This is a genomic window from Rhizobacter terrae, assembly GCF_003852895.1.
GTDB lineage: Bacteria > Pseudomonadota > Gammaproteobacteria > Burkholderiales > Burkholderiaceae_C > Albitalea > Albitalea terrae.
Window position 1 is genome coordinate 135854 of record NZ_QUSW01000011.1, and the last position, 23762, is coordinate 159615.

General features: G+C 66.0%; 23 protein-coding genes and 2 tRNA genes. 9 read left to right on the forward strand and 16 right to left on the reverse strand.

The features are described from left to right. Positions 1-11 precede the first annotated feature (11 nt). Positions 12-1136: an HAF repeat-containing protein gene (locus DZC73_RS28370; RefSeq protein WP_124543761.1), complete on the reverse strand. Its 1125-nt coding sequence runs from the start codon at positions 1134-1136 to the stop codon at positions 12-14. A 293-nt stretch (positions 1137-1429) separates the two neighbouring features. Between DZC73_RS28370 and DZC73_RS28375 the strand changes: the two genes are divergently transcribed. Together DZC73_RS28375 and DZC73_RS28380 are read left to right on the forward strand one after the other, a co-directional pair. Continuing rightward, the gene (locus DZC73_RS28375; RefSeq protein ID WP_124543762.1) at positions 1430-2020 is read left to right on the forward strand and encodes a glycerol-3-phosphate acyltransferase; all 591 of its coding nucleotides are present in this window, start codon (positions 1430-1432) and stop codon (positions 2018-2020) included. Beyond that, on the forward strand, positions 2017-3657 hold the full coding sequence (locus DZC73_RS28380) for a GNAT family N-acetyltransferase (protein WP_124543763.1): 1641 nt from the start codon (positions 2017-2019) through the stop codon (positions 3655-3657). Before DZC73_RS28375 ends, DZC73_RS28380 begins: the two co-directional genes overlap by 4 nt. Positions 3658-3678: 21 nt before the next feature. On the opposite strand, the gene DZC73_RS28385 is transcribed toward DZC73_RS28380, so the two are convergent. Both DZC73_RS28385 and DZC73_RS28390 read right to left on the reverse strand, forming a co-directional pair. Next, positions 3679-4461 carry an anti-sigma factor family protein gene (locus DZC73_RS28385; RefSeq protein ID WP_124543764.1) on the reverse strand — a complete coding sequence of 261 codons (783 nt, stop codon included), beginning with the start codon at positions 4459-4461 and terminating at the stop codon, positions 3679-3681. Next, complete coding sequence (locus DZC73_RS28390; RefSeq protein WP_124543765.1) at positions 4458-5021, reverse strand: sigma-70 family RNA polymerase sigma factor; 564 nt, start codon at positions 5019-5021, stop codon at positions 4458-4460. The genes DZC73_RS28385 and DZC73_RS28390 overlap by 4 nt, the downstream gene beginning before the upstream one ends. A 104-nt stretch (positions 5022-5125) precedes the next feature. On the opposite strand from DZC73_RS28390, the gene DZC73_RS28395 reads away from it, so the two are divergent. Together DZC73_RS28395 and DZC73_RS28400 are read left to right on the forward strand one after the other, a co-directional pair. Beyond that, positions 5126-6001, forward strand: coding sequence for a metallophosphoesterase family protein (locus DZC73_RS28395; protein WP_124543766.1), 876 nt, complete (start codon positions 5126-5128; stop codon positions 5999-6001). After that, positions 5998-6372, forward strand: coding sequence for a cupredoxin domain-containing protein (locus DZC73_RS28400; RefSeq protein ID WP_124543767.1), 375 nt, complete (start codon positions 5998-6000; stop codon positions 6370-6372). Before DZC73_RS28395 ends, DZC73_RS28400 begins: the two co-directional genes overlap by 4 nt. A gap of 46 nt (positions 6373-6418) precedes the next feature. Here DZC73_RS28400 and DZC73_RS28405 read toward each other — a convergent pair whose 3' ends face one another. From DZC73_RS28405 to DZC73_RS28430, 6 genes are all read right to left on the reverse strand, one after another. Further along, on the reverse strand, positions 6419-7618 hold the full coding sequence (locus DZC73_RS28405; RefSeq protein WP_124543768.1) for a leucine-rich repeat domain-containing protein: 1200 nt from the start codon (positions 7616-7618) through the stop codon (positions 6419-6421). Then, positions 7608-8948, reverse strand: coding sequence for an SDR family NAD(P)-dependent oxidoreductase (locus DZC73_RS28410; protein ID WP_124543769.1), 1341 nt, complete (start codon positions 8946-8948; stop codon positions 7608-7610). The genes DZC73_RS28405 and DZC73_RS28410 overlap by 11 nt, the downstream gene beginning before the upstream one ends. Positions 8949-8986: 38 nt before the next feature. Further along, a tRNA-Gly gene (locus tag DZC73_RS28415) sits at positions 8987-9057 on the reverse strand. 39 nt (positions 9058-9096) lie between these two features. Then, positions 9097-9168 (reverse strand) — tRNA-Trp (locus tag DZC73_RS28420). 10 nt (positions 9169-9178) lie between these two features. Then, entirely contained in the window at positions 9179-9943 is a 765-nt protein-coding gene (locus DZC73_RS28425; protein WP_161974791.1) for a DUF3592 domain-containing protein, read from the reverse strand. 7 nt (positions 9944-9950) lie between these two features. After that, a complete protein-coding gene (locus DZC73_RS28430) occupies positions 9951-10841 on the reverse strand; it encodes an amidohydrolase family protein (protein ID WP_124543830.1) in 891 nt (296 codons plus the stop codon). Between the two features lie 96 nt (positions 10842-10937). Between DZC73_RS28430 and DZC73_RS28435 the strand changes: the two genes are divergently transcribed. Both DZC73_RS28435 and DZC73_RS28445 read left to right on the forward strand, forming a co-directional pair. After that, the gene (locus DZC73_RS28435) at positions 10938-11717 is read left to right on the forward strand and encodes an isocitrate lyase/PEP mutase family protein (protein WP_124543771.1); all 780 of its coding nucleotides are present in this window, start codon (positions 10938-10940) and stop codon (positions 11715-11717) included. Between the two features lie 290 nt (positions 11718-12007). Continuing rightward, positions 12008-14083 carry a peptidase inhibitor family I36 protein gene (locus DZC73_RS28445; protein WP_161974792.1) on the forward strand — a complete coding sequence of 692 codons (2076 nt, stop codon included), beginning with the start codon at positions 12008-12010 and terminating at the stop codon, positions 14081-14083. A gap of 49 nt (positions 14084-14132) precedes the next feature. On the opposite strand, the gene DZC73_RS28450 is transcribed toward DZC73_RS28445, so the two are convergent. After that, a complete protein-coding gene (locus DZC73_RS28450) occupies positions 14133-15536 on the reverse strand; it encodes an MFS transporter (protein ID WP_124543773.1) in 1404 nt (467 codons plus the stop codon). Between the two features lie 139 nt (positions 15537-15675). On the opposite strand from DZC73_RS28450, the gene DZC73_RS28455 reads away from it, so the two are divergent. Continuing rightward, on the forward strand, positions 15676-16593 hold the full coding sequence (locus tag DZC73_RS28455; protein ID WP_124543774.1) for a LysR family transcriptional regulator: 918 nt from the start codon (positions 15676-15678) through the stop codon (positions 16591-16593). 390 nt (positions 16594-16983) lie between these two features. Here the strand turns inward: DZC73_RS28455 and DZC73_RS28460 are convergent, their stop codons facing one another. The 6 genes from DZC73_RS28460 to DZC73_RS28485 all read right to left on the reverse strand — a co-directional run bounded on the left by DZC73_RS28460 (position 16984) and on the right by DZC73_RS28485 (position 21609). Next, positions 16984-17334 (reverse strand): hypothetical protein, encoded by a 351-nt coding sequence (locus DZC73_RS28460; protein WP_124543775.1) that lies wholly within the window; start codon positions 17332-17334, stop codon positions 16984-16986. 650 nt (positions 17335-17984) lie between these two features. Beyond that, the gene (locus tag DZC73_RS28465) at positions 17985-18362 is read right to left on the reverse strand and encodes a bleomycin resistance protein (protein ID WP_124543776.1); all 378 of its coding nucleotides are present in this window, start codon (positions 18360-18362) and stop codon (positions 17985-17987) included. 453 nt (positions 18363-18815) lie between these two features. Beyond that, a complete protein-coding gene (locus tag DZC73_RS28470; protein ID WP_124543777.1) occupies positions 18816-19211 on the reverse strand; it encodes a hypothetical protein in 396 nt (131 codons plus the stop codon). A gap of 2 nt (positions 19212-19213) precedes the next feature. Further along, positions 19214-19792, reverse strand: a complete 579-nt coding sequence (locus tag DZC73_RS28475; protein ID WP_124543778.1) for an ankyrin repeat domain-containing protein — start codon at positions 19790-19792, stop codon at positions 19214-19216. Positions 19793-19875: 83 nt separating this feature from the next. Continuing rightward, positions 19876-20295, reverse strand: a complete 420-nt coding sequence (locus tag DZC73_RS28480; protein WP_124543779.1) for a hypothetical protein — start codon at positions 20293-20295, stop codon at positions 19876-19878. Between the two features lie 39 nt (positions 20296-20334). Next, positions 20335-21609 carry a hypothetical protein gene (locus DZC73_RS28485; RefSeq protein ID WP_124543780.1) on the reverse strand — a complete coding sequence of 425 codons (1275 nt, stop codon included), beginning with the start codon at positions 21607-21609 and terminating at the stop codon, positions 20335-20337. A 308-nt stretch (positions 21610-21917) separates the two neighbouring features. Here DZC73_RS28485 and DZC73_RS28490 point away from each other — a divergent pair, with 308 nt between their 5' ends. After that, entirely contained in the window at positions 21918-22454 is a 537-nt protein-coding gene (locus tag DZC73_RS28490; protein ID WP_124543781.1) for a hypothetical protein, read from the forward strand. An 84-nt stretch (positions 22455-22538) separates the two neighbouring features. Beyond that, positions 22539-23744: a multidrug effflux MFS transporter gene (locus tag DZC73_RS28495; protein WP_124543782.1), complete on the forward strand. Its 1206-nt coding sequence runs from the start codon at positions 22539-22541 to the stop codon at positions 23742-23744. Positions 23745-23762: the final 18 nt, after the last annotated feature.

A 23762-nucleotide genomic window follows, 5' to 3' on the forward strand; every position in this document is an offset into this window, starting at 1 on the left:
CGCGCCTCGCCTCAGGGCGTGGGCGTGAGCAAGAACGCGCGTTGCTTGCCGCCGATGGTGCCGGTTCCCGCGATCTGGCCTGCATCATTGAGATAGACGTGGCTGGCATCGACATTCGACAGTCCTGGCGCCAGCGTGTTCACGTTGAGCATTACACCGTTGGCATAGATGAACGGCTGCTTGCTGCCGCTGGACAGCGTGAAGTTGCCGACCACCTGCCCCGATGCATTGACGCCCGTGGCCGTGCTGCTGGTGCCGCCCAGGGTGCCCAGGTCGACCATGCGGGCGCCGTCATGGATGAAGGCATGCAACTGGTTCGTCGCCGTGCGCGCCGCGCCCACCACCTGCCCGAGCCGGTTGATCGCATAGCCCACGCTGCTGCTGCCGCCCAGCGTGCCCAGGTCGACCATGCCGCGTCTGTCGAACACGAAAGCATGGCCGATGCCGGCGCTCGTGGTGCTGCTGCCGGTGACCTGCCCCGCGTCGTTGACGGCCAGCGCATTGCAGACCCGGCCACCCAGCGTGCCGGGGTCGATCAGCCCGCCGCCCGTGGACAGGAAACAGCGCGGCGTCCCTGACGTGTCGTAGGCACTGCCCACGGCAAGCCCCGCATTGTTGAGGCCATAGGCATAGCTGTACAGGCCGCCGAAGGTGCCCAGGTCCACCATGCCGGATGCCGTGGCGAGGAAGGCATGGTCCTTCTCGTCGGGCGTTCGTGCGTAGCCCGCCACCTGCCCGCTGTCGTTGACGGCCGCGGCGTTGCTGAAGCTGCCGCCGAAGGTGCCCAGGTCATGGGCACTGCCGCCGCTCAGCAAGGTGGCGTCCAGCCGCGGGCCGCTGGTGCTCATCACGTTGCCCGCCGCGACGCCGCCCGCGCTGAGGGCCAGCGCCCGCCCGGGGCGCGTGCTGAGCGGCGCGGCCACACCGCCGCTCCAGATCACCGGGTAAGGCGTGCCATCGGCCGCCTCTGCGTAGCCCACCACCTGGCCCGCGTTGTTGAGGGCGTTGGCCGCGCTGCTGGCACCTCCCAGGGTGCCCAGGTCGGTCAGGGTCCAGCCGGCCGCCATGGCGGGGGCGGCGCACAGCCAAGACGCCAGGCCACCTGCGACCAGGCGCAGAACATTCTTGATCTTCATGACAAGTCCTCCCGAAAGTTTGCGTAGAGCCGATGCCTTCTCCCATGCAATGGGCATCGGGTCAGCACAGTGTCCACGGTGCCTGGCTCATGGGGTGAGCCAGGCACGCTCAGCAGGCAAAACAAGTGCTTGTGTCTTTGGTGAACGTGGCCGAAGGTCGCGCTTTCCGATACCAAACGGCGCGGATGCCTAACTTTCCAATCGTTCCTTTGAGCGCGGTCTTCCCGCGCACATAGTCGGCCCGCGCAAGCGAGGTCTCGCTTGCACATTCCGACCACCAGGAGCGAGCGGGCATGCCCGGCACGGACTTCGTCTTTCCACCATTGGCCTACGGCCTGGGCTGCCTCAACGCGGCCTACTACCTGCTGCGCTGGCACGACGGCCGCGACATCCGGATGCTGGGCAGCGGCAACGCCGGCGCGCGCAACGCGGGGCGCGTTCTCGGACGCGGCGCCTTCGCGCTGGTCCTTGTGCTCGATGCCGCCAAGGGGCTGATGGCCGTGTCCGCCGCCAAAGCATTGGCCCCGGCGATGGTGCCGCTGTGCGCGGTTGCCGTCACGCTGGGTCACATCTTTCCTGCGCAACTCGGATGGCGCGGCGGCAAGGGCGTGGCCACGGTCATCGGCGTGATGGCGATGCTGGATCTCGAAGTGCTGGCCCTGGCTGTCGGAGCCTTCGCTTTCGCGCAGGCCGTCGGGCAGCGCACGGTGCCGGCTGCGTTGCTGTCCTTCGCGGTCGGCTGCGCCTTCGCCCTCGTGTTCAAGCCCCTGGCGGTCGTCGTTCCCGTGCTCGCCCTGGCTGTGCTGCTGGTGCTCTCGCACACCGCTCGCCTGCCCCTGCGCGAACCACCCACCGACCGCCACGATTCACGGACCACGCCATGAACGGATCACTGCGCTTCAAGGTGGCCGACACCCCGGCCGAGTTCGAGGCCATCCATCGCCTCAACTACCGGACCTTCGTCGAAGAGATCCCACAGCATCCTCCCAACGAGGCTCGCCGGCTGGTGGATCGCTTCCATGCCGAGAACACCTATGCCGTCTGCATGGACGGCGATGCGCTGGTCGGCATGATCGCCGGGCGGTGCAACCGGCCGTTCTCGCTCGACCAGAAGCTGGCCGACATCGACGCGTTCCTGCCGCCGCACCGCAAGATCGTCGAAGTCCGGCTGCTGGCCGTCGACCGGCCCTACCGCAAGCGGGAAGTGTTTGCGCGCCTCGCAGGCGTGCTCGCAACCTGCTTTCGTTCGCAAGGCTGCGACGTCGCCATCATCTCGGGCACGCTGCGCGAGACTCGGCTGTACCAGCACCTGGGCTTTCGTCCCTTTGGTCCGCTGGTGGGCCAGGCGCCGGCCCAGTTCCAGCCGATGGTCCTGACGCTGGACGACTATGCCGGCCATGTGGCCCACCTGGAAGCCATGGGCGGTCGGCGCGAGACCTGCCTGATGCCGGGGCCGGTGGCGGTTCGTGCAGCAGTCAGCGAAGCATTCGCGCGGGCGCCGATCTCGCATCGCAGCGCCGAATTCAAAGGCATGCTGGGCCGTGTCCGTGGACGGCTCCAGGCCTTGAGCGGTGCGCATGACGCCCTCGTGATGCCCGGCTCGGGCACGCTGGCCAACGACGCCATCGGCGCACAGCTCGCCACGCAGGGTCGTCCGGGTGTGGTGCTGAGCAACGGCGAGTTCGGCGATCGGTTGATCGAGCACGCGCGCCGGTGGCGGCTGCCGCTCCATGTGTTGCGGGCCGGCTGGGGGCAGGGGTTCGACGCCGTGCAGCTGCAGGCCTTGATGGCGCGGGCGCGGCCGAGCTGGGTCTGGATGGTGGCCTGCGAAACATCGACAGGTGTTCGCAATGACCTGGGTCCGGTGCGCGCCCTGTGCCGCGAGCACGGGGCTGATCTTTGCGTCGATGCCGTCAGCGCTCTCGGGCTGCAAGCGATCGACCTGTCAGGCGTTCGCTTCGCGAGTGCGGTCAGCGGCAAGGCGCTCGGCGCCTACCCGGGGCTGGCCATCGTCTGCCATGACGGCCGGCTCGCAGACGTTGGCAGCGTGCCGCGCTGCCTCGACCTGGCGATGTGCCGCGATACCGGCGGTGTGCCCTTCACGCAATCGTCGAACCTGGTGGCGGCGCTGGACGCGGCGATGGACCTCGACTGGCCGCCGCGATGGCGCGAGGTCGCAGCGGCTGACCGGCTGCTGCGCGACGAGCTGCGACGCAGGGGCTTCTCGCTGGTGGCTCGCGAAGGCATGGCGATGCCCGGCGTGATCACCGTCGCGCTGGGGCCGCAGATTCCAGCGGCACGCCTCGCGCGGCGCATGGAGCGCAGCGGCTACCGGATCGCGCACCAGAGCGAGTACCTGATCCGGCGCAATTGGGTGCAGCTGTGCTTGATGGGCGAATGGGATCCGCATGCCGTCGAGATTCTTCCCGATGTCTTCGCGACGAATGCGCGCGCCTGCGCCGAACGAGTGCCGACCCGCCGCAGCGACAGCGCGCCGCGCATCGAGACGGTGCCGGGCTGAGGCCGCTGACGCAGGCGGGGCTCAACGCCCCCGGTCGCCCATGCCTGCCGGGGCTCGCCCCAGGGCCGACAGCAGCGCTGGCAACTCTTCAGGCTGGATGTCCGACACCGCCCACCATGCCATGCCGCCATGCACCCGGTGCGCCACGTTCAGGCCATCACGCGATGACACGGACACGCCCGAGTCGGCCTCTTGCGCCGGCCACACGAAGACATCGATGACGTGCTGGTGCTGCCGGTACACCAGCACCGCGACTGGCCGGCCTGCGGCGTAGTCCACGCGTGCGCCGGCCAGCACGGCGGGGCCGGCGGCATCGAGCACCGGCGGTGAATAGTCGAGGCGGCTCGACAACCAGGGCTTGACGGTGTGGCGGTCTGAAGAGGGCACGTCGATCAGCCGTTCGCCCATCGACGCACGCACATGGCTTGCGACCAGGTCACGCAGAACAGGGTCTTGCGTTGCAGGCCGCAGCGACGACACGCCCCAGGCGATCGCGAGCAGCAAGGCCAGGCCCCAGCCGAGGCCGGCACGTGATGTCGCGAGCACGGAGTGAGGCTGGCTTGGCGGCGGCAACACGGCATCCGCCTTCTCGCTGGACAACAGCCGCTGGCGAAGCGCCGCCGGTGCGCGGTGGTAGCTGGCCTGCCCACGCACGAGCTCGCGCATCTGCCGGATTTCATCCACGCGGGCCGCCAGCGCCGGCTCCTGGGCCAGCCGTTCTTCCAGTGCCAGTTGCTGCGGCAAGTCCAGCTCGCCGTCGACGAAGGCGGTCAGCTCGCGAGGATCGAAGGAAGCGCTGCTCATGACGCCTTGCCTCCGGTGCGGACCGGACGCAGCGTTGGCCGCGTGATCTGCAGCGCCTCGCGCAGCAGCCCGCGGGCGCGCGACAGCCGCGACATCACGGTGCCGATGGGAATGTCGGCGATGCGTGCGATCTCCTTGTAGCTCATGTCCTCCAGCTCGCGAAGCACCAGCACCTCGCGGTAGTCCACCGGCAACGAGGCGATGGCCCGGTCGATCCGCGCGCGGTCGGCGTTGCGCATCGCCACTTCCGACGGTTCCTCGCTCGTCGGGATGGCCGCCTGGAAGTCGTCGTGCTCATCGTCGTCCAGCCACACCAGCTCGGCCGGGCGGTTGCTCTTGAGCCAGTCGTAGCAGGCATGGCGCACCACCGACAGCAGCCACGGCCGGAACGCATCGCCCCGGAAGCTGCCGAAGTAGCGCATCGCGCGCAGCAAGGACTCCTGCACGACGTCCTGCGCATCGTGGTCGTTGCGCGTGAGCCAGCGCGCGAGGTTGTAGGCGGCATCCAGGTGAACCAGGGCCAGTTGCTCGAAGCGCCGCCGTGAGATTTCGTCGATCACCCGACGCTTACTGCGCAGCCGGCCTGTTTATTCCCGACCTGATGTGCAAGGAATTTCTTCCACGCGGTCGCGGTATGGCGGACATCCACTTCAGGAGCAGACGCATGTCTTCCATCGATCGCAGGCAATTCATGGCGCTGGCCGGGCTCGGCGGCGCGGTGCTGGTGTCGGGTTGCGCCACCGGCCGGCCGGACCAGGCCGACTTCTACTTCGTGCAGCTGTCGGACACGCACTGGGGCTTCGAGGGCGCCCCCAACCCGGATGCCAAGGGCACGCTGCACAAGGCGGTGGCCGCGGTCAACGCGCTGCCACAGGCGCCCGACTTCGTGGTGTTCACCGGTGACCTCACGCACATCACCGACGACCCTGCCGAACGCCGCAGGCGGCTGGCCCAGTTCAAGGAGATCGTGTCGGCGCTGAAGGTGAAGACAGTGCGCTTCATGCCCGGCGAGCACGACGCGTCGCTGGACCGCGGCGAGGCGTACAGCGCGTTCTTCGGGCCGACGCACTACAGCTTTGACCACCGGGGCGTGCACTTCATCGTGCTCGACAACGTGTCGGACCCGGCCGGTGCCATTGGTGCGGAGCAGCTCGCATGGCTGGACCAGGACCTTGCGACGCAGGCCAAGGACGCGCGCATCGTGGTGTTCACCCACCGGCCGCTGTTCGACCTCTACCCCGCGTGGGACTGGGCCACGCGCGACGGTGCGAGTGCCCTGGAGCGGCTCATGCCGTTCGCCAACGTGACGGTGTTCTACGGCCACATCCACCAGGAGCATCACCACATGACCGGCCACATCGCCCACCACTCGGCGAAGTCGCTCATCTTCGCGCTGCCGGCACCGGGCTCGCAGCCCAAGCGGGCCCCGCTGGCGTGGGATCCGGCGCAGCCCTACCGCGGCCTGGGCTGGCGGGAGGTGGAAGGCGGCGCGCGTTCGGCGGCCTGGGAGATTGAAGAGCACACGGTGGTGAAGGCATGAGCGGCGCACCCGTCTCGTCGCGCCGCCGTGCACTGGTATGGGCTGCAGGTTTGGGATTGGGCGGCCTGGGCCTTCGTTCCGTGCTCGCCGCTGACGAACGCACGATCGCGGTGACCGCGAAGAAGTTCGTCTTCGAGCCCGACGAAATCCACCTGCGGGTGGGCGAGACAGTGACGCTCGTCCTCACCGCGCCCGAGGTCACCATGGGCTTCAACGCGCCGGACTTCCAGGCCCGAACCGACATCGTGCCCGGCCAGGAGGCGCGGCTGAAGCTCACGGCCACGCGCGCTGGAAGATTTCCGTTCAGCTGCGACGTGTTCTGCGGGTCAGGGCACGAGCAGATGGATGGGGTGATTGTGGTGGAGGGGTAGGGACGCGGCGAGAACCAGCCCTCTCGCAAAGATGCGATGGCTCAGCTCAGCGGTAGACGCTGCGGATCAGCGCGCGGTCCTCCTGCACTGGCAGGCTGCCGTGCACTGACCGGTTTCGCGCCAGCTGGGTGGTGATCGCCTCGGGCAATGGGCGGTCGATGACGAGCCGGGTCAAACCGGTGTTGCTCTCCATGGCCTGCGCCATGATGTCCATGCCGTGGTCGGTGATGCCGTTGCGGGACAAGTCGAGTTCACGCAAGGTGGCGTTGCCGGCCAGCAATCCGGCAGCATGGCGGGCGCCGTCGTCCAGCAACTGATTGGCCGATGCGCCGAGTACTTTCGTGGAGGGTGCATGGCCCAGGTTGAGGCGCTGCAGGCTGGCGTGCCTGCTGGCCGCCGAAAACAGTGCCTTGGCGCCTTGCGGTCCGATGCCGTTGCTGGCCAGCTCCAGCGTCTGCAGGGTGTTGTTGTCGTCCAGCGCCTGCGCGATGAGCATGGCGCCTTGATCCATCAGCCTGTTCACACTCAGGTAAAGACCGCGCAGATGCGGCGCTTCCCGCAACAGCCGGGACAGGCTGGCGGCGGCAGACGGCCCGAGCGTATTCCCGCTGAGGTAGAGGAACTGGAGCGGGGCGATGCCGGTGCATGCGCCTTCCACCACAGCCAGCAGGCCTTCGTCGCGCAGGTCCGTGTTGACGAGGTCGAGGACACGCAGGTTCCGGCTGCCTCGCAGGATGTGTGCAATGCGGGCCGCGCCGTCCGGCCCCAGCGGATTGCGCTTGAGCCACAAGCCCGTGACCTTCGAAGACTCGCCGGCCAGCGCCGTCTGCAGATGTTCCGCGCCCTCTGGACCGATGTTGTTGCATCCGAGGTAGAGCACTTCGATGACCGGGTTGACCGTAGCCAGCTGAGCCACCGCTTGCGCGCCGACGTCGCCGATGGCGTTGGTGCCCAGCATCAGGCTGCGCACCTGAGAATTGGATCGCAATGCGCGGGTGACCTGCAGGCAGTTCTCTGCGCCGATGCTTTGCTTGCACAGGTCCAGCCGACCGTCTTCGATCAGGGTCCCGCGTGCAAAGCGCTGCGAGGACTGCACGGCATGGTCCGCACCGAGATGCGCCAGCAGTGGTGCAAGCTCCGATGCATCGCATGGCGTGATCTCAACGCGGTGCACCGGGCAGTGGATGGGGCTGGTATCGGCTGCCGGTGCATCCGTCGGCACCTCGTGCGGCGAGTCACCAGTCATGAGGCTGGAAGTCCTTGAGGAAATGGCCGAACAGCGGCGTCTGGGCGTCGTTGATGCCGCTCACGATGGGATCGACCAGTCGTGCCATGCCGTCGATCACGTCCAGGGGCGCGAAGAATTGCTGCTCCTGCATCTGTTGCATCGCCTCAGGGTATGGGCGCTCGTCGGTGATCCAGCCGGTGTCCACCGCATTCATGTAGATGCCGTCACGCGCCCAGTCCTGCGCGCTGGTGCGCACGAGCATGTTCAAGGCGGCCTTGGCCATGTTGGTGTGCGGATGGAATTCAGTCTTGCCGTGGCGGTTGAACTGGCCTTCCATCGCTGAGGCCTGAACGACGAAGCGGCGCGCATGCGGCGAACGGTCGAGTGCCGGCTTGAGGCGCGAGGTGAGCATGAAGGGCGCCACGGCGTTCACCAGTTGCACTTCCAGAAGCTCCAGGGTGGGCACCTCCTGAAGGCGCTGCGACCATGAATTGCCGGGGCGCTTGTCGATTAACTGTCCGTGAACGTCATGCTCGCCCGGCGAGAAGTAGCTCTCAAAGCCGGGCATCTGGCCAAGGTACAGGGTGTGGGACTCCAGCAGCCACGGTGTGGGTTCGGCTGCCATCAGCGCGGCGTAGAACTCGCGCGGACGCTTGACGGTCTGCGCTGCGTTGTTGATGAGGATGTCCAGATGAGGCAGGCTGCCTTGCAGGCGGTCGGCCAAGGCCTCCACCGACGGCAGGTGGCGCAGGTCCAGGGCTTCCAGCGTCAGCCGGTCCCGCCATTCGTGTGCGTCGGGTTCATCCAGGAAGCGCCGCGCGGCGTCCTGTGGAAAACGGGTCGTGGCGATCACTTGCGCGCCATTGCGAAGCAGGCACAAGGCCGTCTGGAAACCGATCTTGATGCGCCCGCCGGTGACCAGCGCGATGCGTCCCCGCAAATCGACCTGCGGTTCGCGCTTCGCAAAGCTCACGCCCGCGCAGTCCGGGCAGAGGAGGTGGTAGAAGTGATGCAGATCGTTGTACGGCTGCTTGCAGACGTAGCACCGCTGGGCGCGGGTCGTCGCCGCCTTCGGGATGGACGTGGGAGACGGCAGCATCGCGGATGCCGGCTGCTGCGCGCGAACCACGCCGGTTTGCAGGCGCGTCCTGAGCAACTCGGCCCTGGCGGTTTCGCTGTTGGCCTGCCGGCGCTCGCGCTTGGCGGCCTTGTGGATCTTGGCCACCAGCGTCTTGAAGCGCGGGTGATCGTCGATCTGCGAAGGATCGTCCGCGAGCCCTTGCAGCACCCGCAGCGCGGTGGCGAGTTCCTCGTCCTTGAAGTTCACCGTGATGCCTGCCGAATCCATCGCCTGGAAATCTTGATGTGCCTGCGGCCTCGCAGGTGGAGAGCGAGCTGGATTTGAACCAGCGCCCCTCTCTGGCTGAGACAGTGTGCTTCCACTACACCATCGCTCTCCGCGGTGGATTCTAGAGGTGCTCCTGCTGGTGAGGGTGGAGAGCGAGCCGGGTTTGAACCGGCGCCCCCTCTCATTGGTTGAGGGTGTGCTTCCGCTACACCATCGCTCTCCAAAGCTTCTTAGCGGCGGGCGGGCTTCCCCTTGCGACGCCGGAGCAGCCAGTGTGCCAGCGGAATGCCGCTGAATCCGATGCCGAAGATCAAGGCCATGACGGAGCCAAACCAGAGTTCCTGGAAGCCGACGATGCGCGCGTTGTACAGATAAGCCGGGTCTTCAGGGTCATAGGCGACCTTCACCTGCTCGCCTTCGACGTACGCGGCCGGATGGCTGCCGACGGTCGATTCCAGGGTGTGTCGCTGTCCCAGGTGGTCCGAATATTCGACGACGGCCCGGTACGTGTCGCGGCCGGTGAGCCGGACCACGTGGCCGTCTACCAGGAGCGCGCGTTGCAGGAACTGGTGCCTGTCGAAAGCGAGGTAGCCGCTCAGGATCAGGGCCGCCACGCCGGCGCCGAAAAACAGGCCGAGGAACACCTTCGATCCCTTGGATGGCGCTGGCCGCGACGCGGGACGGCGGCCGAATCCACGACGCCACGCCACCATGCGCTTCCACTCCGAGCCATTCAGATAGCCATCGAGCAGCGCCACCATCTGCGCATGCGGCATGTCAGTCACGGTCGACGAGTAGTGTTTGTCCTCCGATCCTTCCCGGTACTCGACGACGTACCCATCAGCGCGGCTGCCGGCCACCTGCACGTAGCGCTGTCGGCCGGCATCCAGGATGGCAAAGCCATTGCCGGGTAGGCCCAGCCTGTCCAGGGCGGCCTTCAGCTGGCTGCTGTCGGGCTTGCGGATGGTGGTGCCGTCTTCAGTCGTCAGTTTCATGGAAAGGTCAAGGCGCCCGCAGGCCGAACAAGGCTGCGCCATTGTCCCAGGCAATGCGCCGGGCCACCGCCGCGGGCAGGTCGCCCAGCCAACGCCGATAGGCGGCCATGAGGTTCTCGTAGTCGTCCCAGCGCTGGTTGACCCAGGTGTCCGAGCCGATCAGGAAGCGCTCCGGCATGTCGGTGAGCAGCGCTCGCCACGGGGCACTCAGGCGGCCATCGCCGTCGGTCAATCCCGGCCGATAGGACAACTCGCCCATCAGCGTCGGATACCGCTTCAGCAACTCGCGCACTCGCTCGATCGGCACGCCGGCGATGCCCGTGTGCGCCCAGATCAGCCTGGCCCTTGGCGCATGCGCGAAGAGCTTGTCGATGGCCACGTCGTCCACATGCGCCAGCACCACCAGGCCGCGCTCCTGCGCGAGCTGCATCAGCTTGCGGGCGGTCGGCCCGTCGGCGTTCGCGCTGTCGTAAAGGTGGAACTCGCCGAGGCCGCGGTACGGCCCGGCCTCGGTGCCCGCGGCCAGCTCATGGTTGACCATCTCGACGATGCTCGGGTCCGAGTGCCAGTGGTTGTAGTCCTCGCGGTTGCGGTACAGCCGCACGAAGGGCACCACCGTCACTCCGGCGCGCTGGGTCTGCTCGTGCGCCGCGGCCAATGCCTTGGTGCCGTCGTTGGGCCGGCTGTTGGCCACCACCGCTCGAACGCCGCTGCGCTGCATGCGGCCCAGCACGTCGGCGATGGGGTAGGGCACCGCGGCCTCGACGTTGTAGTGCATGTGCGCATCGAAGAGTGGGCCGGTGTAGGCCGCCGCTTCAGCCGAAGCGGCCAAAGGCGACACGGCGGCGAGAACGCTCGCCACGCAAGCGATTGCGGCACCACGCGCACGATGCACCATCGCATGCACCCAGCGCCAGCAGGGACGTGTCCGCAGCCGGCCGGCACGATCGGCGATCTTCTCTAGCATCGACGTCCTTTCAGGAGGAATCATTCCATGAGCACTCAATCGGACAAGGCCACTGCCTTCCAGGCCTTGCATTCGCAACCCGGCTGTTTCGTCATCGGCAACGCCTGGGACGCAGGCTCCGCGCGCATGCTGGCTGAACTCGGCTTCAAGGCGCTCGCCACGTCCAGCGGCGCATCGGCCAAGTCGATGGGAAAGGCCGACGGCCAGCTCACCCGTGAACAGGTGCTGCAGCATCTGCGCGATGTCGTCGGCGCTTGCGACCTGCCGGTGTCGGCCGACCTGGAGAACGGTTTCGGAGACCGGCCCGAGCAGGTGGCCGAGACCTTCCGCCTTGCGGTGGAGACCGGCATCGTCGGCGGGTCGGTGGAAGACGGCCCGCGCGAATCCAAGGAGCTCTACGACATCGGCCTCGCCGCCGAGCGTGTCGCCGCCGCGCGCGAGGCCACGCGCCCGCTCCCGTTTGCCTTCCACCTCACCGCACGCTGCGAGAACTTCATCCGCGGCCGCATGGACCTGGACGACACCATCCGGCGCCTTCAGGCCTACGAGCGCATGGGCGCCGACATGCTCTTCGCCCCCGGCCTGCGCACGCTCGAGCAGGTGCGCGAGGTCTGCAGCGCCGTGAAGCTTCCCGTGAACTTCATGGAAGGCATCCCCGGCGCGTCCTTCCCGGTGGCGGCCCTCGCCGAAGCCGGCGTGAGGCGCGTGAGCCTGGCCACCTCGCTGTACTCCGCCGCGATGCGTGCGGCCCGCGCGGCGGCCAGCGAGGTGCTGGACAAGGGGACCTTCGACTACATCGGCAAGTGACGGATTCATGACGGCTTGACTGCATCACGAGGGCGTTCGCGGCGGCCCTCGGGTTTGCCCTGAGCGGTTCATCAACAAGCCCTTACGACTCCAACAGCCGGTTTACCCCGCACGAGGGTGCGAACTGCGACAGTTTGAACCGGTTCGGCGCGCCCCGGTTGAAGCCCCCTTCACCGAGTGGCGTTGCCAACCGATCCAGTTTCCCTGTCGCGCTCGCGCATGTCCGCGCAACGCAGTTTGGCGACGGCAGGGACATCACAACGATTTGACGACTCGGTGGGAGACCCCTCGTGAATTCTGGTACGCAACCGGAGCTGCGCGCACAGCGCAGGCTTCCCGGCAAGGCATTTCCTTTGTCGCTCGTGGTCTCGGCCATGCTCGCGGCCTGCGGCGGCGGTCAGTCGTCCGATGGTGAAGCCACGGCACAGGCGCTGGTCACTGCAGCGGCCGACACGCCCGTGTGCTTCTACGAACACATCAACTACCAGGGCGCGAGCTTCTGCACCACGGCCAACAGCGCCTGGGTGGGGTCGTCCTGGAACGACCGCATCTCGTCGGTCAAGGTGAAGACGGGCTACAAGGTCCAGCTCTTCGAACACATCAACTACGGTGGCGGCTCCATCTCGCTGTCGGCCGATGCACCCAACCTGGTCTCGCTGTCGTTCAACGACAAGGCCTCGTCGCTGAAGATCACCGCGCCGCCGGCACCTCCGCCCCCGCCTCCGCCGCCTCCCCCTCCGCCGCCCCCACCGCCCACTGACAACAAGGTCGCGGGCATCCAGCTCGCACAGTCGATGCTGTTCAACAGCGACGACAAGGAACTGGTGCTGGTGGCCGGCAAGGCCGCGCTGGTCAAGGTCAATGTCACCACCACCAACACCGCAGGCGGTAAGCCCACGGGCACGCTGCGGGTGGACAACACCGGCGGCGGCGCCTCGCGCGACCTGCTGCTGACGGCACCCACCGCGGCCATCCCGACCACCGTGCCGGACGTGCCGAGCTTCAGCGATTCCTACACCGCGTACATCCCGGCCGAGTTCGTGAAGCCGGGCCTGCGCCTGACAGTGCAGATCGGCAGCGCAGCAGCCACCACGCTCACGCCGCGCGTGGGCGGCGGCGTGCCGATGCGCTACATCCCGATCTCGGTGAAGATCGCGGGCGTCGCCGGCGTGATCCCTGCGGACCAGAGCGCGCACCTGCAGGCGCTGTTCCCGGTGTCCACGACGACCACGCAGTCGCATGCGTCGTACACCTCGCAGAAAGTGACCATCCTGCCGACCACCGATGCGGGTTGGGACGATGCATTCGGCAAGGTGCTCGGCGAGCTGGCCGACCTGCACTCCATCGAAGGCGCGGCCAGGCACGACCACTACTTCGGCTTCATTCCCAAGCGCACCTGGGGCCTGGCGGGCCTGGCCTACCTGAGCGGCAACTCGGGCGTGGGCTTTGACATGCCCAGCGCACCGACGACGGTTCGCGACGTGGTGGCGCACGAGATGGGCCACAACTTCTCACTGCCGCACGCAGCCTGCGGCGGCGCCGGAAGTCCGGACCCCAACTACCCGTACCCCGACGCCAACCTGGGCAAGCCGGGCCGCTACATCTGGACCTTCCTCGCGGACTCGACCACGTTCTACGACCCGCGCCCGACCGACCGCCACGACATCATGAGCTACTGCGGCGGCCAGGTCTTCTCGGACTACAACTACCGCAAGATGCAGGTCTACCTCACGCCGGCCGACAAGGCCACGGCCGCGGGCGCCACCGCGTCGGCGCAGTCGGTGTCCGCGCCGGAGTCGACCGAGACGCGTGAAGTGCTGCTGGTCAGCGGCGAGCTGCGTGCCTCAGGCGCCGAGCTGAATCCGGTCAAGGCGCTGACGGGCAGGGTGAACACCAGTGCGGCCGGGTCCGGTCCGTACACGCTGCGTGTGGTGACGGCCTCCGGCACCATCGACTACCCGTTCACGCCGCGCGAGCTGGACCACAACACCACGGTCAAGCACTTCGGGCTCACGATTCCCAACCCGGGCACGATCGCGAGCATCACGGTGCTGTATCAAGGCCAGGCGGTGGGCACGGCGAAGTCGCAGGCGGAGACGGGCACGGCCCGTGCGCAGTCGGCCACCGCGGTGACCGCGCCGCAGGTGAAGGAAGCCAACGGCCAGCTGCAGGTGAGCTGGGATTCGCGCCGCCATCCGTTCGCCACGCTGACGTGGGTGGGCGCGAACGGCCAGCGCATCAACCTCGCGCAGGATCTGCGCGGCGGCAATGCGGCGGTGTCGGCGAGCGAACTGCCCGCAGGCGGCAGCTTCGAAGTCATCCTGTCGGATGGGTTGAACTCGACGAGGCAGTCGGTCGGCCGTTGATGTGAGCTGAAGACGAGGCCCGCTCACTGGCGACAGGGAGCGGGTCTTTTCATTTCGTGCTTCTGAGCAGGCTGACCGCAGCGCCAGCCGATGCAGCCAATGCGGCGAGTGCCAAGCCCGCGTGCACTGCGCGCAGTGGCGGCAGCAGCGCGAACAGCAATCCCATCAGCAGGCTGCCAAGCGTCAGGCCGGTCAGCCGCGCGGTGCCCTGTGCGCCGCCGGCTGCGCCGCTGCGTTCCTTGGGCGCGGCCAGCAGCATGTTCTGGTTGTTGGGCGTCTGGAAGAGCCCGAAGCCGAGACCGGCCAGGCCGGTGAAGATGGCCATCGGCAGGCGAGGATCGCTGGGAAGCGGCCAGGCGGCGCACAGCGCCAGGCCGATCGCGAGGCACCCGCCTCCGATGGCGCACAACCACGCGGTCGGCACGCGCTTGGCCAGGCGCGCCGACAAGGGCGCGGCCACCATCACCGCCAGCGGCCATGGCGTCATCAAGAGGCCAGTGGCGATCGCGCTCATGCCCAGCTCATGCTGGAAGTAGAACGGCAGCGCCACGTAGCCGCTCATCTGCCCGGTGAAGCAGCACACCGACGCGATGATCGACATGCGGAACGACCGCACCCGCAGGAGATCCAGCGGGACCAGCGGTGCTGCCTTGGGCATCTCGCGGCGCACCAGCAGAACCAGGGACGCGGCCGACACGGCGAGCAAGGTGCCGCCGGTCCAAGGAGATGACGGGAGCCAATCGCTGCCCAGCACGAAGGCGGCGAACATGAGCGCGTTGAGGGCGATGCTCCGGACATCGAGTGGACGCGCGGTGGCCGGCGGACTCGGCAAGCCGGCACAGGCGGCCAGCACCAGCACGCCGAGCGGCAGGTTCACCGCAAAGAGCCACGGCCAGCTGGCGATGGACAGCACACTGGCGCCGACGGCTGGGCCGGCGGCAGAGGCGCCTGCGATGGTCAGCGCGTTCCATGCGATCGCCTGTCCCAGCAGCCGGCGTGGGTAGGTGAAGCGCAGCAGCGCAATGCCCAGCGGCATCACCGCGGCGCTGCCCAGGCCCTGAAGGCAGCGGGCCGCCACCAGCCATGGCAACGATGGTGCGAGTGCGCACAACACCGACGCTGCGGTGAACAGCGCGATGCCTGCGGCGAACACACGGCGATATCCCAGCCGCTCGCCGACGGCGGAGGCGGGCAGCAGGAACATCACGATGGCGAGCTGATAGGCCGTGACGATCCAGACCGTGTCGGCCGGCGCAGTGTGCAACTGCTGGGCGATGCTCGGCAGTGCAACGTTGGCGATCGCGCCGTCGAGCACCACCAGCACGATCGCACCGAGGATCGCGGCGACGGCGATGGAGCGCCGCGGCAGCGGCAGGCCGTCCAGCTCGGTTGACGCGGCATCAGTGTGGCGAGAGGCCGTGGGAGAGGAGGATCCGAGGGCAGGTGACAACATGGGTGACGGGCTGAAGGAGATGCTTGATCGCGCCCAATCAGCATAGGTCGACGACCTCGTCGCAAACAGAGCGCCGCATGCATCTTGTTCCTGCATGCGGCGCCTGCCCTGCCTTTTCAAAGCGTGATAGGTTCGGCGCATGCCCGCCGATGCCGACCTCAACCTGCTCATTGCACTGAATGCCCTGCTGTCCGAGGGCAGCGTTTCACGGGCGGCCGAGCGACTGGGCCTGAGCGAATCGGCCATGAGCCGCACGCTGGCGCGGCTGCGCGAAGCGACGGGCGACGAATTGCTGGTGCGTGCGGGCCGGGCCATGGTTCCCACGCCGCGGGCGCTGGCGCTGCGCGATCGGGTCAAGGCGCTGGTCGAAGATGCCAGTGCCGTGCTCCAGCCGGCCGGGCCCGACCTGAATCTGGGCACACTGGAACGGATGTTCACCGTGCGCGCCAATGATGGTTTCATCGAGGCCTTCGCGCATCGGCTCGCGGCACGCACCGCGCGTGAAGCGCCCGCCGTCCGACTGCGCTTCGCGCCCAAGCCCGACAAGGATGTGCGCCCGCTGCGCGAGGGATTGATCGACCTGGACGTTGGCGTTCTCGGTGACTCCGGCCCCGAGGTGCGCGTGCAGGCGCTCTACCGGGATCGCTTCGTCGCTGTCGTGCGAGAGGGGCACCCGCTGCTGGAAGGCGAGATCACGCCCGAGCGATACGCGGCCTGCGACCATGTGGTCACCTCGCGCCGAGGGCTGATCACTGGACCGGTGGACGACATGCTCGCCGCCGTTGGATTGAAGCGCAAGATCGCGGTCGTTGTGCCCAGCTTCGGCACTGCGTTGTCGACCGCGGCGGTGACCGACATGGTGGCACTGATCCCCGAGTCTTATTTCGAGCACGCCAGGGCGCGCATCGCGCTTCGCTCGTTCGAGCTGCCGGTGCCGACGGAGCACATCACCATCTCGCAGATGTGGCACCCGCGATTCGATCGGGATCCGGCGCATCGGTGGTTGCGTGGGGTGGTGTTGGAGGTGTGTCGGAATCCTGGTGTGGGCGCGGCCTGAAAGGCAATTGCATCTGTGAGGGGAGGGTCAGGGGTCGAGTGCGGTGTGCTTCACCCAGATGTACTTCCTCCGAAGAAATGTGATGTACAGGAAGGCGAGAAGCGGGTGGGAGTTGGGTCCGCACGTGACCGTTTCAGTCGCTCCGGGCGCGACGTTCACTTCAATGACTGGCGACGTGCACCAGTCGATCTTCAGCTGGATGGAATGCCTTCCGGTTGCAACAGGAACGGTGACCTTGGAGCTTTCTCGTATCGAACCGACTGGCCTTCCATCAACCAGCATTTGGTATGACCGGAGCTTGTCTTGCCAGGCTGCTTCTCGTTTGAATTCAATTTGACTCACGAAAGATGCCTCCGTTTTGCGTGGGGCTTGCTGCTGCTGCCAAATTTCTCATGCGCTCGTTGACCATTGATAGCGTATGAAGATGCCTGGCGCACTGATGACCAGGTGTGTTTGGTCCCAGGAGTCTGCTGTCAATTGATGCGTGAGCCAATCGGCGTGCAGCGGAATCTCGATGTTCGCAAAACGCTTGATGTACTTGCTTACCCGACTCCGGTCTGAAACGAAATAGAAGGGTTTAGGCTCAGGAAGCGTGGTGGCCACTTGAACTCCAACGGTCGAAGTGATGAACGTGACCACATCTGGATTAGGAAACTTTGACTGGCGAGCCAGATCGATTTCGATCGACTCTTCGCTTCCTGGATCATCAAATTCGAACTGATCGATGCGAAGTGAAAGCATGAAACCTTAGTTGTCGAAGGGCGTCCAACAGAAAACGAAGTTTCATATTGAACGTTGTCTAGATGGTTAGATGTCAGACATCGGCGGGAGGCGAAGAAAGCGCATGACGTGCACCCTCAATAGCTCGAATGATTTCATACGGGAGCACTTCGACGGCATGAATGGAACCAGACTCATGCTCGCAGCAAACTAGCTGCAACCTGCCTTGCAGAGGAAGCAAGAAGCAGAGAAAGTTGTCCGTAGTGGGCCCCCAATCTATGAGCCTTAGCTCGGCCCCAGCTTGTTCCATCTGGGGCGAATCGGGTGTGGAAATTCTTCGGAAGGCTTCCGTGGGACTGAGGCCCAGGAACAAGGACTCGTGACGGAGGAAGTTCAACTGCTTCTTGAGATAACGCTCGGTAGATTCCAGGGTATGGACGAACGAAGGAACATAGACCGACGTGTCGTAGGACGTGAGACTCTTGCTGCCAGCCCAAACCTCTACCGTTCCAAGAGGAGCAGCAGTGAGTTCGACATGAATTGCGAAACGGTGCTTCGAGCCAAAGACTTGCATGGTGTGGTGCTAAAGGTTCAAGGCAGGGGTAGTGGCGACTTGACGGAGAGGTTGGGTGCTGGCTTTAACACTAAGCACTGCAGGCGTGATGCAGCCATCAGCTTGCTTCGCCAGAGGAGAATTCACTGGCAAAACGTAGTCGGTTGCCATCAGGATCTCTCAAGACCATTTCACGCGTATCCCACGGCGTATTTGCCGGGCGCTCAACAGGCAAGACGCCACGAGAGCTGAACTCGGCAAAGCAGTCATCAACGTCAGGCACGACGAAATAGACCGCACCACCAACCTCGCAATCTCCAGTGTGCTCGGTCAGGAAGATGGTTTGATCGGATCGAGTCAACTGCATGAACAAGGGGAAGCCAGGCTCGAATTGATGCTCCCAGTCGACGGTGAAGCCCAAGCCTCTGACATAGAACTCCAGGCTGCGGCGTGCATCGGTGATCCGCAACTGAGGAATGACTGTTTGACCCGGCACGGTGTTTCCTTCTGGCGTCTAAGGTTTGATGCGAGTGGCGGCAGGAAGCAAGCCAAACTTGCTGGGCAATGTCCGCTCGGACGTCAGCTGGCGAGCCTCACAGCAGCCCCAAGCAACTCGCAATCGCATTCTGTTCCGAGAGGGGCGCTGGTCGCCGTTGAAGGACATATGCGCCTGGGTCCCACCTCGCGACTACTGCGGTTTCGTTGAATTTGAGTCGTACATCAATGCCCGACTTGCGGGGGGCACAGCCGGACACAGGAAGAGAACTACCGCTCGCCAACACCCCAACGACACGCGGCCGATCTCCGATGTTGCCTGCAACCGTGGCCGGATCGAGAAGTGGCACGTCCCTCAGGGCGACCAGTGTGATGACTTCGCCTGTCCCAGGGACCAGAAACACGAATCCAACAAGAGCGAGGACGGGCATGCCGAGCAGCTTCACGACGGTGCTCATCTTGACGCCACCTTCATCAGATCCTCCCAATCCCATCCATCAGCATCCTTGCGTCGAACCTTGTCGACGTACTCGTTCAGGAAGAACAGTCGAGTCCCTCCGTACGGCGAGCTGAAGTGGAGATAGGGTTTCGGCGACCGAAATATCTGGTTCCTCGGCTGACCGATCTTGACAGCGTCGCCGATGCGCTTGGGGTTGTCGTCCCAACTCTTGATGGCTGGTTCTCCGTTCAGCCGGACTCGATTCATCACGAAGACAGTTGGATGAGCCACCTCGAATTCGGCCCACAGGAGCGCATCGTCGTCGTAGAACCTCAGGCAGCGTACGACCATTCCGCGGCCAGACTCCACCAGCACGCATTCTTTGCCGAGAAGATCTTTCAGGTCATTCACTCTCATGCAATCAAGGCCGCCGCGCAGGCGGTGCTGCCAGTTTTGAGCGCTACGTCGAGAGGAGTTTCGTCAAAGATGCGCTTGACTGCGGGGTTCGCTCCAGCCTTCAGGAGCAACTCGAGGGCCGCAAGCCGGTCATCATCTCCCGCCGCCAAATGAAGAGCTGTTTCGCCAAGGTTGTTCTGTTCATCAATGGATGCACCTGAGGCCAGGACAAGCTGCACCACTTCGGCGTTGCCGCTGCGGACTGCTTCGTGAAGCGTTGGCTCCCCCTGGCCGGCAATGTGCAGGCGTGCCCCTCGTGAGAGAAGGTACTCGACAAGGTCGACGTAGCCCAGAGATGCCGCTTCCGACAGAGGTGTTCCGCCACATGAATTGAGCGTGTTCACCTGTGCCCCGGCTTCGACGAGAAGAACCACCGCGCGAAGTTGATTCTCAACGCTCAGGTAGTGAAGCGCCGTTTCTCCGAGTCCCGTTCGCTCCTCGATAAGCTCCGGTTCTTGGCGAAGAAGGGCAGCCATGGCGTCGGGCGACTCAAACGCGACACGGATCAGGCGATGGGCAGGAGGCTCGGTGGTCAATTGGGAAACTCAATGCTCGTGTGGAATGCGGCTTGTGTTCTGGTGCGGAGAACTCGCCGATCTGGGGCAATCCTAGAGCATGCTCACGGCTCAAAGGAGACCGGAATCTCCAGATTTGTCGATGCCAGCTCACGCGCCTGAACCTCGAACGGGTTGTCCCAGTACGGCCGCCTGCCACGCATCCACAGCCACACGCTGGCCAAGGGATACGCCACGAAGAAAACCACCCCCCAACGCTCATACTGCCTGACGTGCACCAGTTCGTGAGCCAGCGAGCCGACGAGCGCCGCCTCGTCCACCGCGACGATCACGTGGCCGAGCGTGATGGCGTGAAACGGTGATCGCCGAGCGATCCAGCTTCCGTCACGCAGTGCAGCTTGCAGCGTGCCGCTGCCGAGTCGCCAATGCCCACCCAGCGCGAGCACGAGGGCGACGAGTGCCATGCCGACCACCGAGCACGGGGCAACCCAGACGAGCAATGCGATGCGGCGCAGCAAAGGCATGCCACGCAGTGTGGCATGCCCGCCCAGTAGCCCCGGAGGTCAAGCCAGGCTGTGCTCCAGATGCCGCATCGCCGCCTCTTCCATCTCCAGAAGATCACGCAGCAACGCCGTCTCCTTGGCACGCACCTCGGGCGTCCAGGTCTCGATGCCCTTCTGCTTCACGAAGCCGAACGCAGGATCGGCCGGATCCCATCTGCCAATGCGCGCCGCCACCTGGTCGTAGACCGCAGCCGCCTCCAGCAGCGCCTGCGATGCCGGCGTGCCTTCACCCAGCGCATGCGCACCTTCACGCAGGTACTTCGCCGCGTGCCCACCATGGTTCATCGCCAGCGAGCTGTAAGTCCAGCCGTTGAGGAAGAACAGGTTGCCGCGCTGTGCATCGCTGAGCGTGTCGAAGCGCGCCAAGTCGGCGATCCAGCGTCGGTAGCCTTCCGATCCGTAGTGGTAGGTCGCGCCAGTGATGGGGTCCGCTTCGACCACGCCTTGCCGCCAGCGCTTCACGGCCAAAGCCACACCTGCCCGCACTGCATCGGCCCGCGGCAATGGCGGGTCGATGCGCAGCATGAACGCGCTGATCTCCTTCACATCCGACGTGGGAATGATGTACGGATCGGCATCCGCCCAGTAGTCCGACAGCAGCACGCGCTGGCCATCATCTTCATAGCCATGGATGACCGAGAGGTCCATGCGGCTGCCCAGCGCCAACACCGGCCAGCCGTTGTCGATGTGGTCCTTCATGCGTTGCACGCGGTGCGGCGCATGCGGCTGGCCGGGCACGGCGCATTCCCACTCGAACACGTAGCCCGTGGCGTTGTTGAGTGCCGCGACTTCATCCGGCCATTCGCCGCAGGGGCCTGATCCGCACCAGGCCTGGCCCTGGTCGCGCGTGGCCCAGCGCACGCGAAAGCACAGGGCGGAATCGCCCATCAGCGTGGTGAGGTCCAGCGGTCGCTCGCTGCCGCGGAAGGCCGCCTCCAGCGCGCCGAGGTAGGTGGGCTCGGGGCTCGCGCCCCAGCGCAGCCGTGGCACGCCGTCGAGCCACACGCGGCCGCCCTGCCGGTGCACGCGGTTCGCCGGCTTCTCGCCGATCATCGAGTTGACGAGCCTGGGCCAGCTGGCAAAGCCGTTCTCGCGCGCGATGACGAACTGCGCATCGTGCAAGTGCAAGGGCAGGGTGGCCTGGGGCAGCAAGGCCTGCACGCGCGAGGCGGCTTCGGCATCGCCATCCCGGTGCTGTTTCACCAGGCTCTTGGCGCGCTTGCGCAGGTTTTCGAGAGAGGCATGGGCGGGCAACTGCCCGAGAGAAGCGTTCATGGAAACACCTTTCTTCCGTGTGTGCCTGCAGTCCGCTGCGATCAGGCGAGGAAGTCGGGTGCACCATGTGCAAGAGATTGGTGGGCTTGGCCCTTCCCGCGGACTCGGAGGCGCCCCTGGCACCTGGGGCTGAATCCTAGCGGGCGGCCTCCGGCAGCGTCAATCCGCACCCTGCGAAGAGAGCGCCGCAAATGGGGTCAAGGGGCGCCTTGCGCACACCGGGGTCGCAAGTGACGAAAGGCACGCCGCTTGCTGCCGCCGGCCGCCCAGAATCATCCGCATCGCCGTGATGCTGAAGGAGGTGCGCCATGTCTTCACTGCCCGTCGAACACGACACGCAGAAGACGTCTGCCATCGGCGCCGATCCCTACCTCGGCGCCACCCAGGGCGCGCCGCTGGACAAGGGCCTGATGGCGGTGCTCACGCTGGCCACGCACTTCAAGGCCGAGCCCTTCGACGCCCGCGAGATCGCGTTCGGTGATTTCGCGGGCTACGGCAAATGGAAGAAGAGCGAGGCCACCGGTGTCCATGCCGAGGTCCTCATCATCCGTGCCTGGCTGGCCTTGCTGGTCAACCCAAGCGGCGACTACCAGGGCGTGCCCCTCGCGACAGCCATCAGCCAGTTGCGAGGCCGCAAGATCCAGGCCTCGCAGCCGGCCTGCTGGTGCTGCGCCAAGTTGATGAAGCAGTACGGCATCCTGTTCCCGAGCACCGCCGGCAGCAAGCCGCTCGCGGGCTGGCGGCATCCGCTGGCCGGCAAGACGGTGCCCAATGCCGACATCCCGGCCAAGGAAAGCGACATCACGGACGAGTGGTTGAACAAGGTGCAGTCCGGGTTCAAGTGATGGCCGTGCGAGGCGGCTGCACCCCTCGCGTCGCCGTGCGATCAGCGCGTCGGCACCACCCGGCTTTCCCGTAGACTGGGCCGCTTGAACCCCGACGCACAACACCTCTGGCGCGCGCCCCGCTGGGCGCTGGCCTTCCTGCTGGCATGCCTGGGCATGCTGGGGCCGTTCTCCATCGACACCTACCTGCCGGCCTTCACGGGCATCGCGCAGTCCATCGGCGCGACGCCGGTGCAGATGCAGCAGACGCTGTCGGCCTACCTGTTCGGCTTCGCGGTGATGAACCTGTTCCACGGCGCGCTGTCCGACAGCTTCGGGCGGCGGCCGGTGGTGCTGTGGGGCATCGCGATCTTCACGCTGGCCTCGGCCGGCTGCGCGCTGTCGCAGCACATCGGGCTGCTGGTGTTCTTCCGCGCGGTGCAGGGCATGTCGGCGGGCGCGGGCATCGTGGTGTCGCGCGCGGTCATCCGCGACATGTTCCCGCCGGCCGATGCGCAGCGCGTCATGTCACAGGTCACCATCTACTTCGGCGTGGCGCCCGCAGTGGCGCCGATGGTGGGCGGCTTCCTCTTCGTGAACGTGGGCTGGCATTCCATCTTCTGGTTCCTCACCTTCGTGGGCGTGGTGCTGTGGATCAGCAATTTCCGGCTGCTGCCCGAGACGCTGCACACCACGCACAAGCAGCCGTTCAATGTGCGCAACCTGATGCGCGGCTATTGGGAGCTGGGCTCCAGCCCACGCTTTCTCATGCTCGCGCTGGCCAGCGGCATTCCCTTCAACGGCATGTTCCTCTACGTGCTGTCGGCGCCGGTGTTCCTGGGCGAGCACCTGCACCTGAGCCCTGGCCAGTTCTTCTGGTTCTTCACGCTGACCATCTCGGGGATCATGGGCGGCGCCTACGTGTCGGGCCGGCTGGCGGGGCGCATCAAGCCCAAGCACCAGATCCGCCACGGCTTCGTGATCATGATCGTGGTGTCGCTGGCGAACCTCGCGCTGAACATGCTGTTCCCCGCGCAGGCCTGGTGGGCGCTGTTTCCCATTGCCATCTTCGCCTTCGGCTGGGCGCTGATGGTGCCGGTGGTCACGCTCATGGTGCTGGACCTGGTGCCCGAGCGCCGCGGCATGGCCTCGTCGTTCCAGGCTTGCATCGGCAGCCTCGCCAACGGCTTCGTGGCCGGCGTGATCTCGCCGCTCGTGATGCATTCCACGGTCGGGCTGGCGCTGGCCTCCACGCTCATGATGAGCATTGGCGTGTTTTCCTGGCTGTGGGTGAAGCCCCGCGTGACCTGAAGGTCTTGCCACCATCAA

Excerpts from the sequence above, each read along its gene's own strand:
- DZC73_RS28380 (WP_124543763.1), top strand. The coding sequence starts at position 2,017 with ATGAACGGATCACTGCGCTTCAAGGTGGCCGACACCCCGGCCGAGTTC.
- DZC73_RS28490 (WP_124543781.1), top strand. The coding sequence starts at position 21,918 with ATGTCTTCACTGCCCGTCGAACACGACACGCAGAAGACGTCTGCCATC.
- DZC73_RS28430 (WP_124543830.1), bottom strand. The coding sequence starts at position 10,841 with ATGGTGCATCGTGCGCGTGGTGCCGCAATCGCTTGCGTGGCGAGCGTT.
- DZC73_RS28395 (WP_124543766.1), top strand. The coding sequence starts at position 5,126 with ATGTCTTCCATCGATCGCAGGCAATTCATGGCGCTGGCCGGGCTCGGC.
- DZC73_RS28370 (WP_124543761.1), bottom strand. The coding sequence starts at position 1,136 with ATGAAGATCAAGAATGTTCTGCGCCTGGTCGCAGGTGGCCTGGCGTCT.
- DZC73_RS28455 (WP_124543774.1), top strand. The coding sequence starts at position 15,676 with ATGCCCGCCGATGCCGACCTCAACCTGCTCATTGCACTGAATGCCCTG.
- DZC73_RS28435 (WP_124543771.1), top strand. The coding sequence starts at position 10,938 with ATGAGCACTCAATCGGACAAGGCCACTGCCTTCCAGGCCTTGCATTCG.
- DZC73_RS28450 (WP_124543773.1), bottom strand. The coding sequence starts at position 15,536 with ATGTTGTCACCTGCCCTCGGATCCTCCTCTCCCACGGCCTCTCGCCAC.
- DZC73_RS28385 (WP_124543764.1), bottom strand. The coding sequence starts at position 4,461 with ATGAGCAGCGCTTCCTTCGATCCTCGCGAGCTGACCGCCTTCGTCGAC.
- DZC73_RS28480 (WP_124543779.1), bottom strand. The coding sequence starts at position 20,295 with ATGCCTTTGCTGCGCCGCATCGCATTGCTCGTCTGGGTTGCCCCGTGC.
- DZC73_RS28485 (WP_124543780.1), bottom strand. The coding sequence starts at position 21,609 with ATGAACGCTTCTCTCGGGCAGTTGCCCGCCCATGCCTCTCTCGAAAAC.
- DZC73_RS28425 (WP_161974791.1), bottom strand. The coding sequence starts at position 9,943 with ATGAAACTGACGACTGAAGACGGCACCACCATCCGCAAGCCCGACAGC.
- DZC73_RS28410 (WP_124543769.1), bottom strand. The coding sequence starts at position 8,948 with ATGGATTCGGCAGGCATCACGGTGAACTTCAAGGACGAGGAACTCGCC.
- DZC73_RS28405 (WP_124543768.1), bottom strand. The coding sequence starts at position 7,618 with ATGACTGGTGACTCGCCGCACGAGGTGCCGACGGATGCACCGGCAGCC.
- DZC73_RS28375 (WP_124543762.1), top strand. The coding sequence starts at position 1,430 with ATGCCCGGCACGGACTTCGTCTTTCCACCATTGGCCTACGGCCTGGGC.
- DZC73_RS28460 (WP_124543775.1), bottom strand. The coding sequence starts at position 17,334 with ATGCTTTCACTTCGCATCGATCAGTTCGAATTTGATGATCCAGGAAGC.
- DZC73_RS28400 (WP_124543767.1), top strand. The coding sequence starts at position 5,998 with ATGAGCGGCGCACCCGTCTCGTCGCGCCGCCGTGCACTGGTATGGGCT.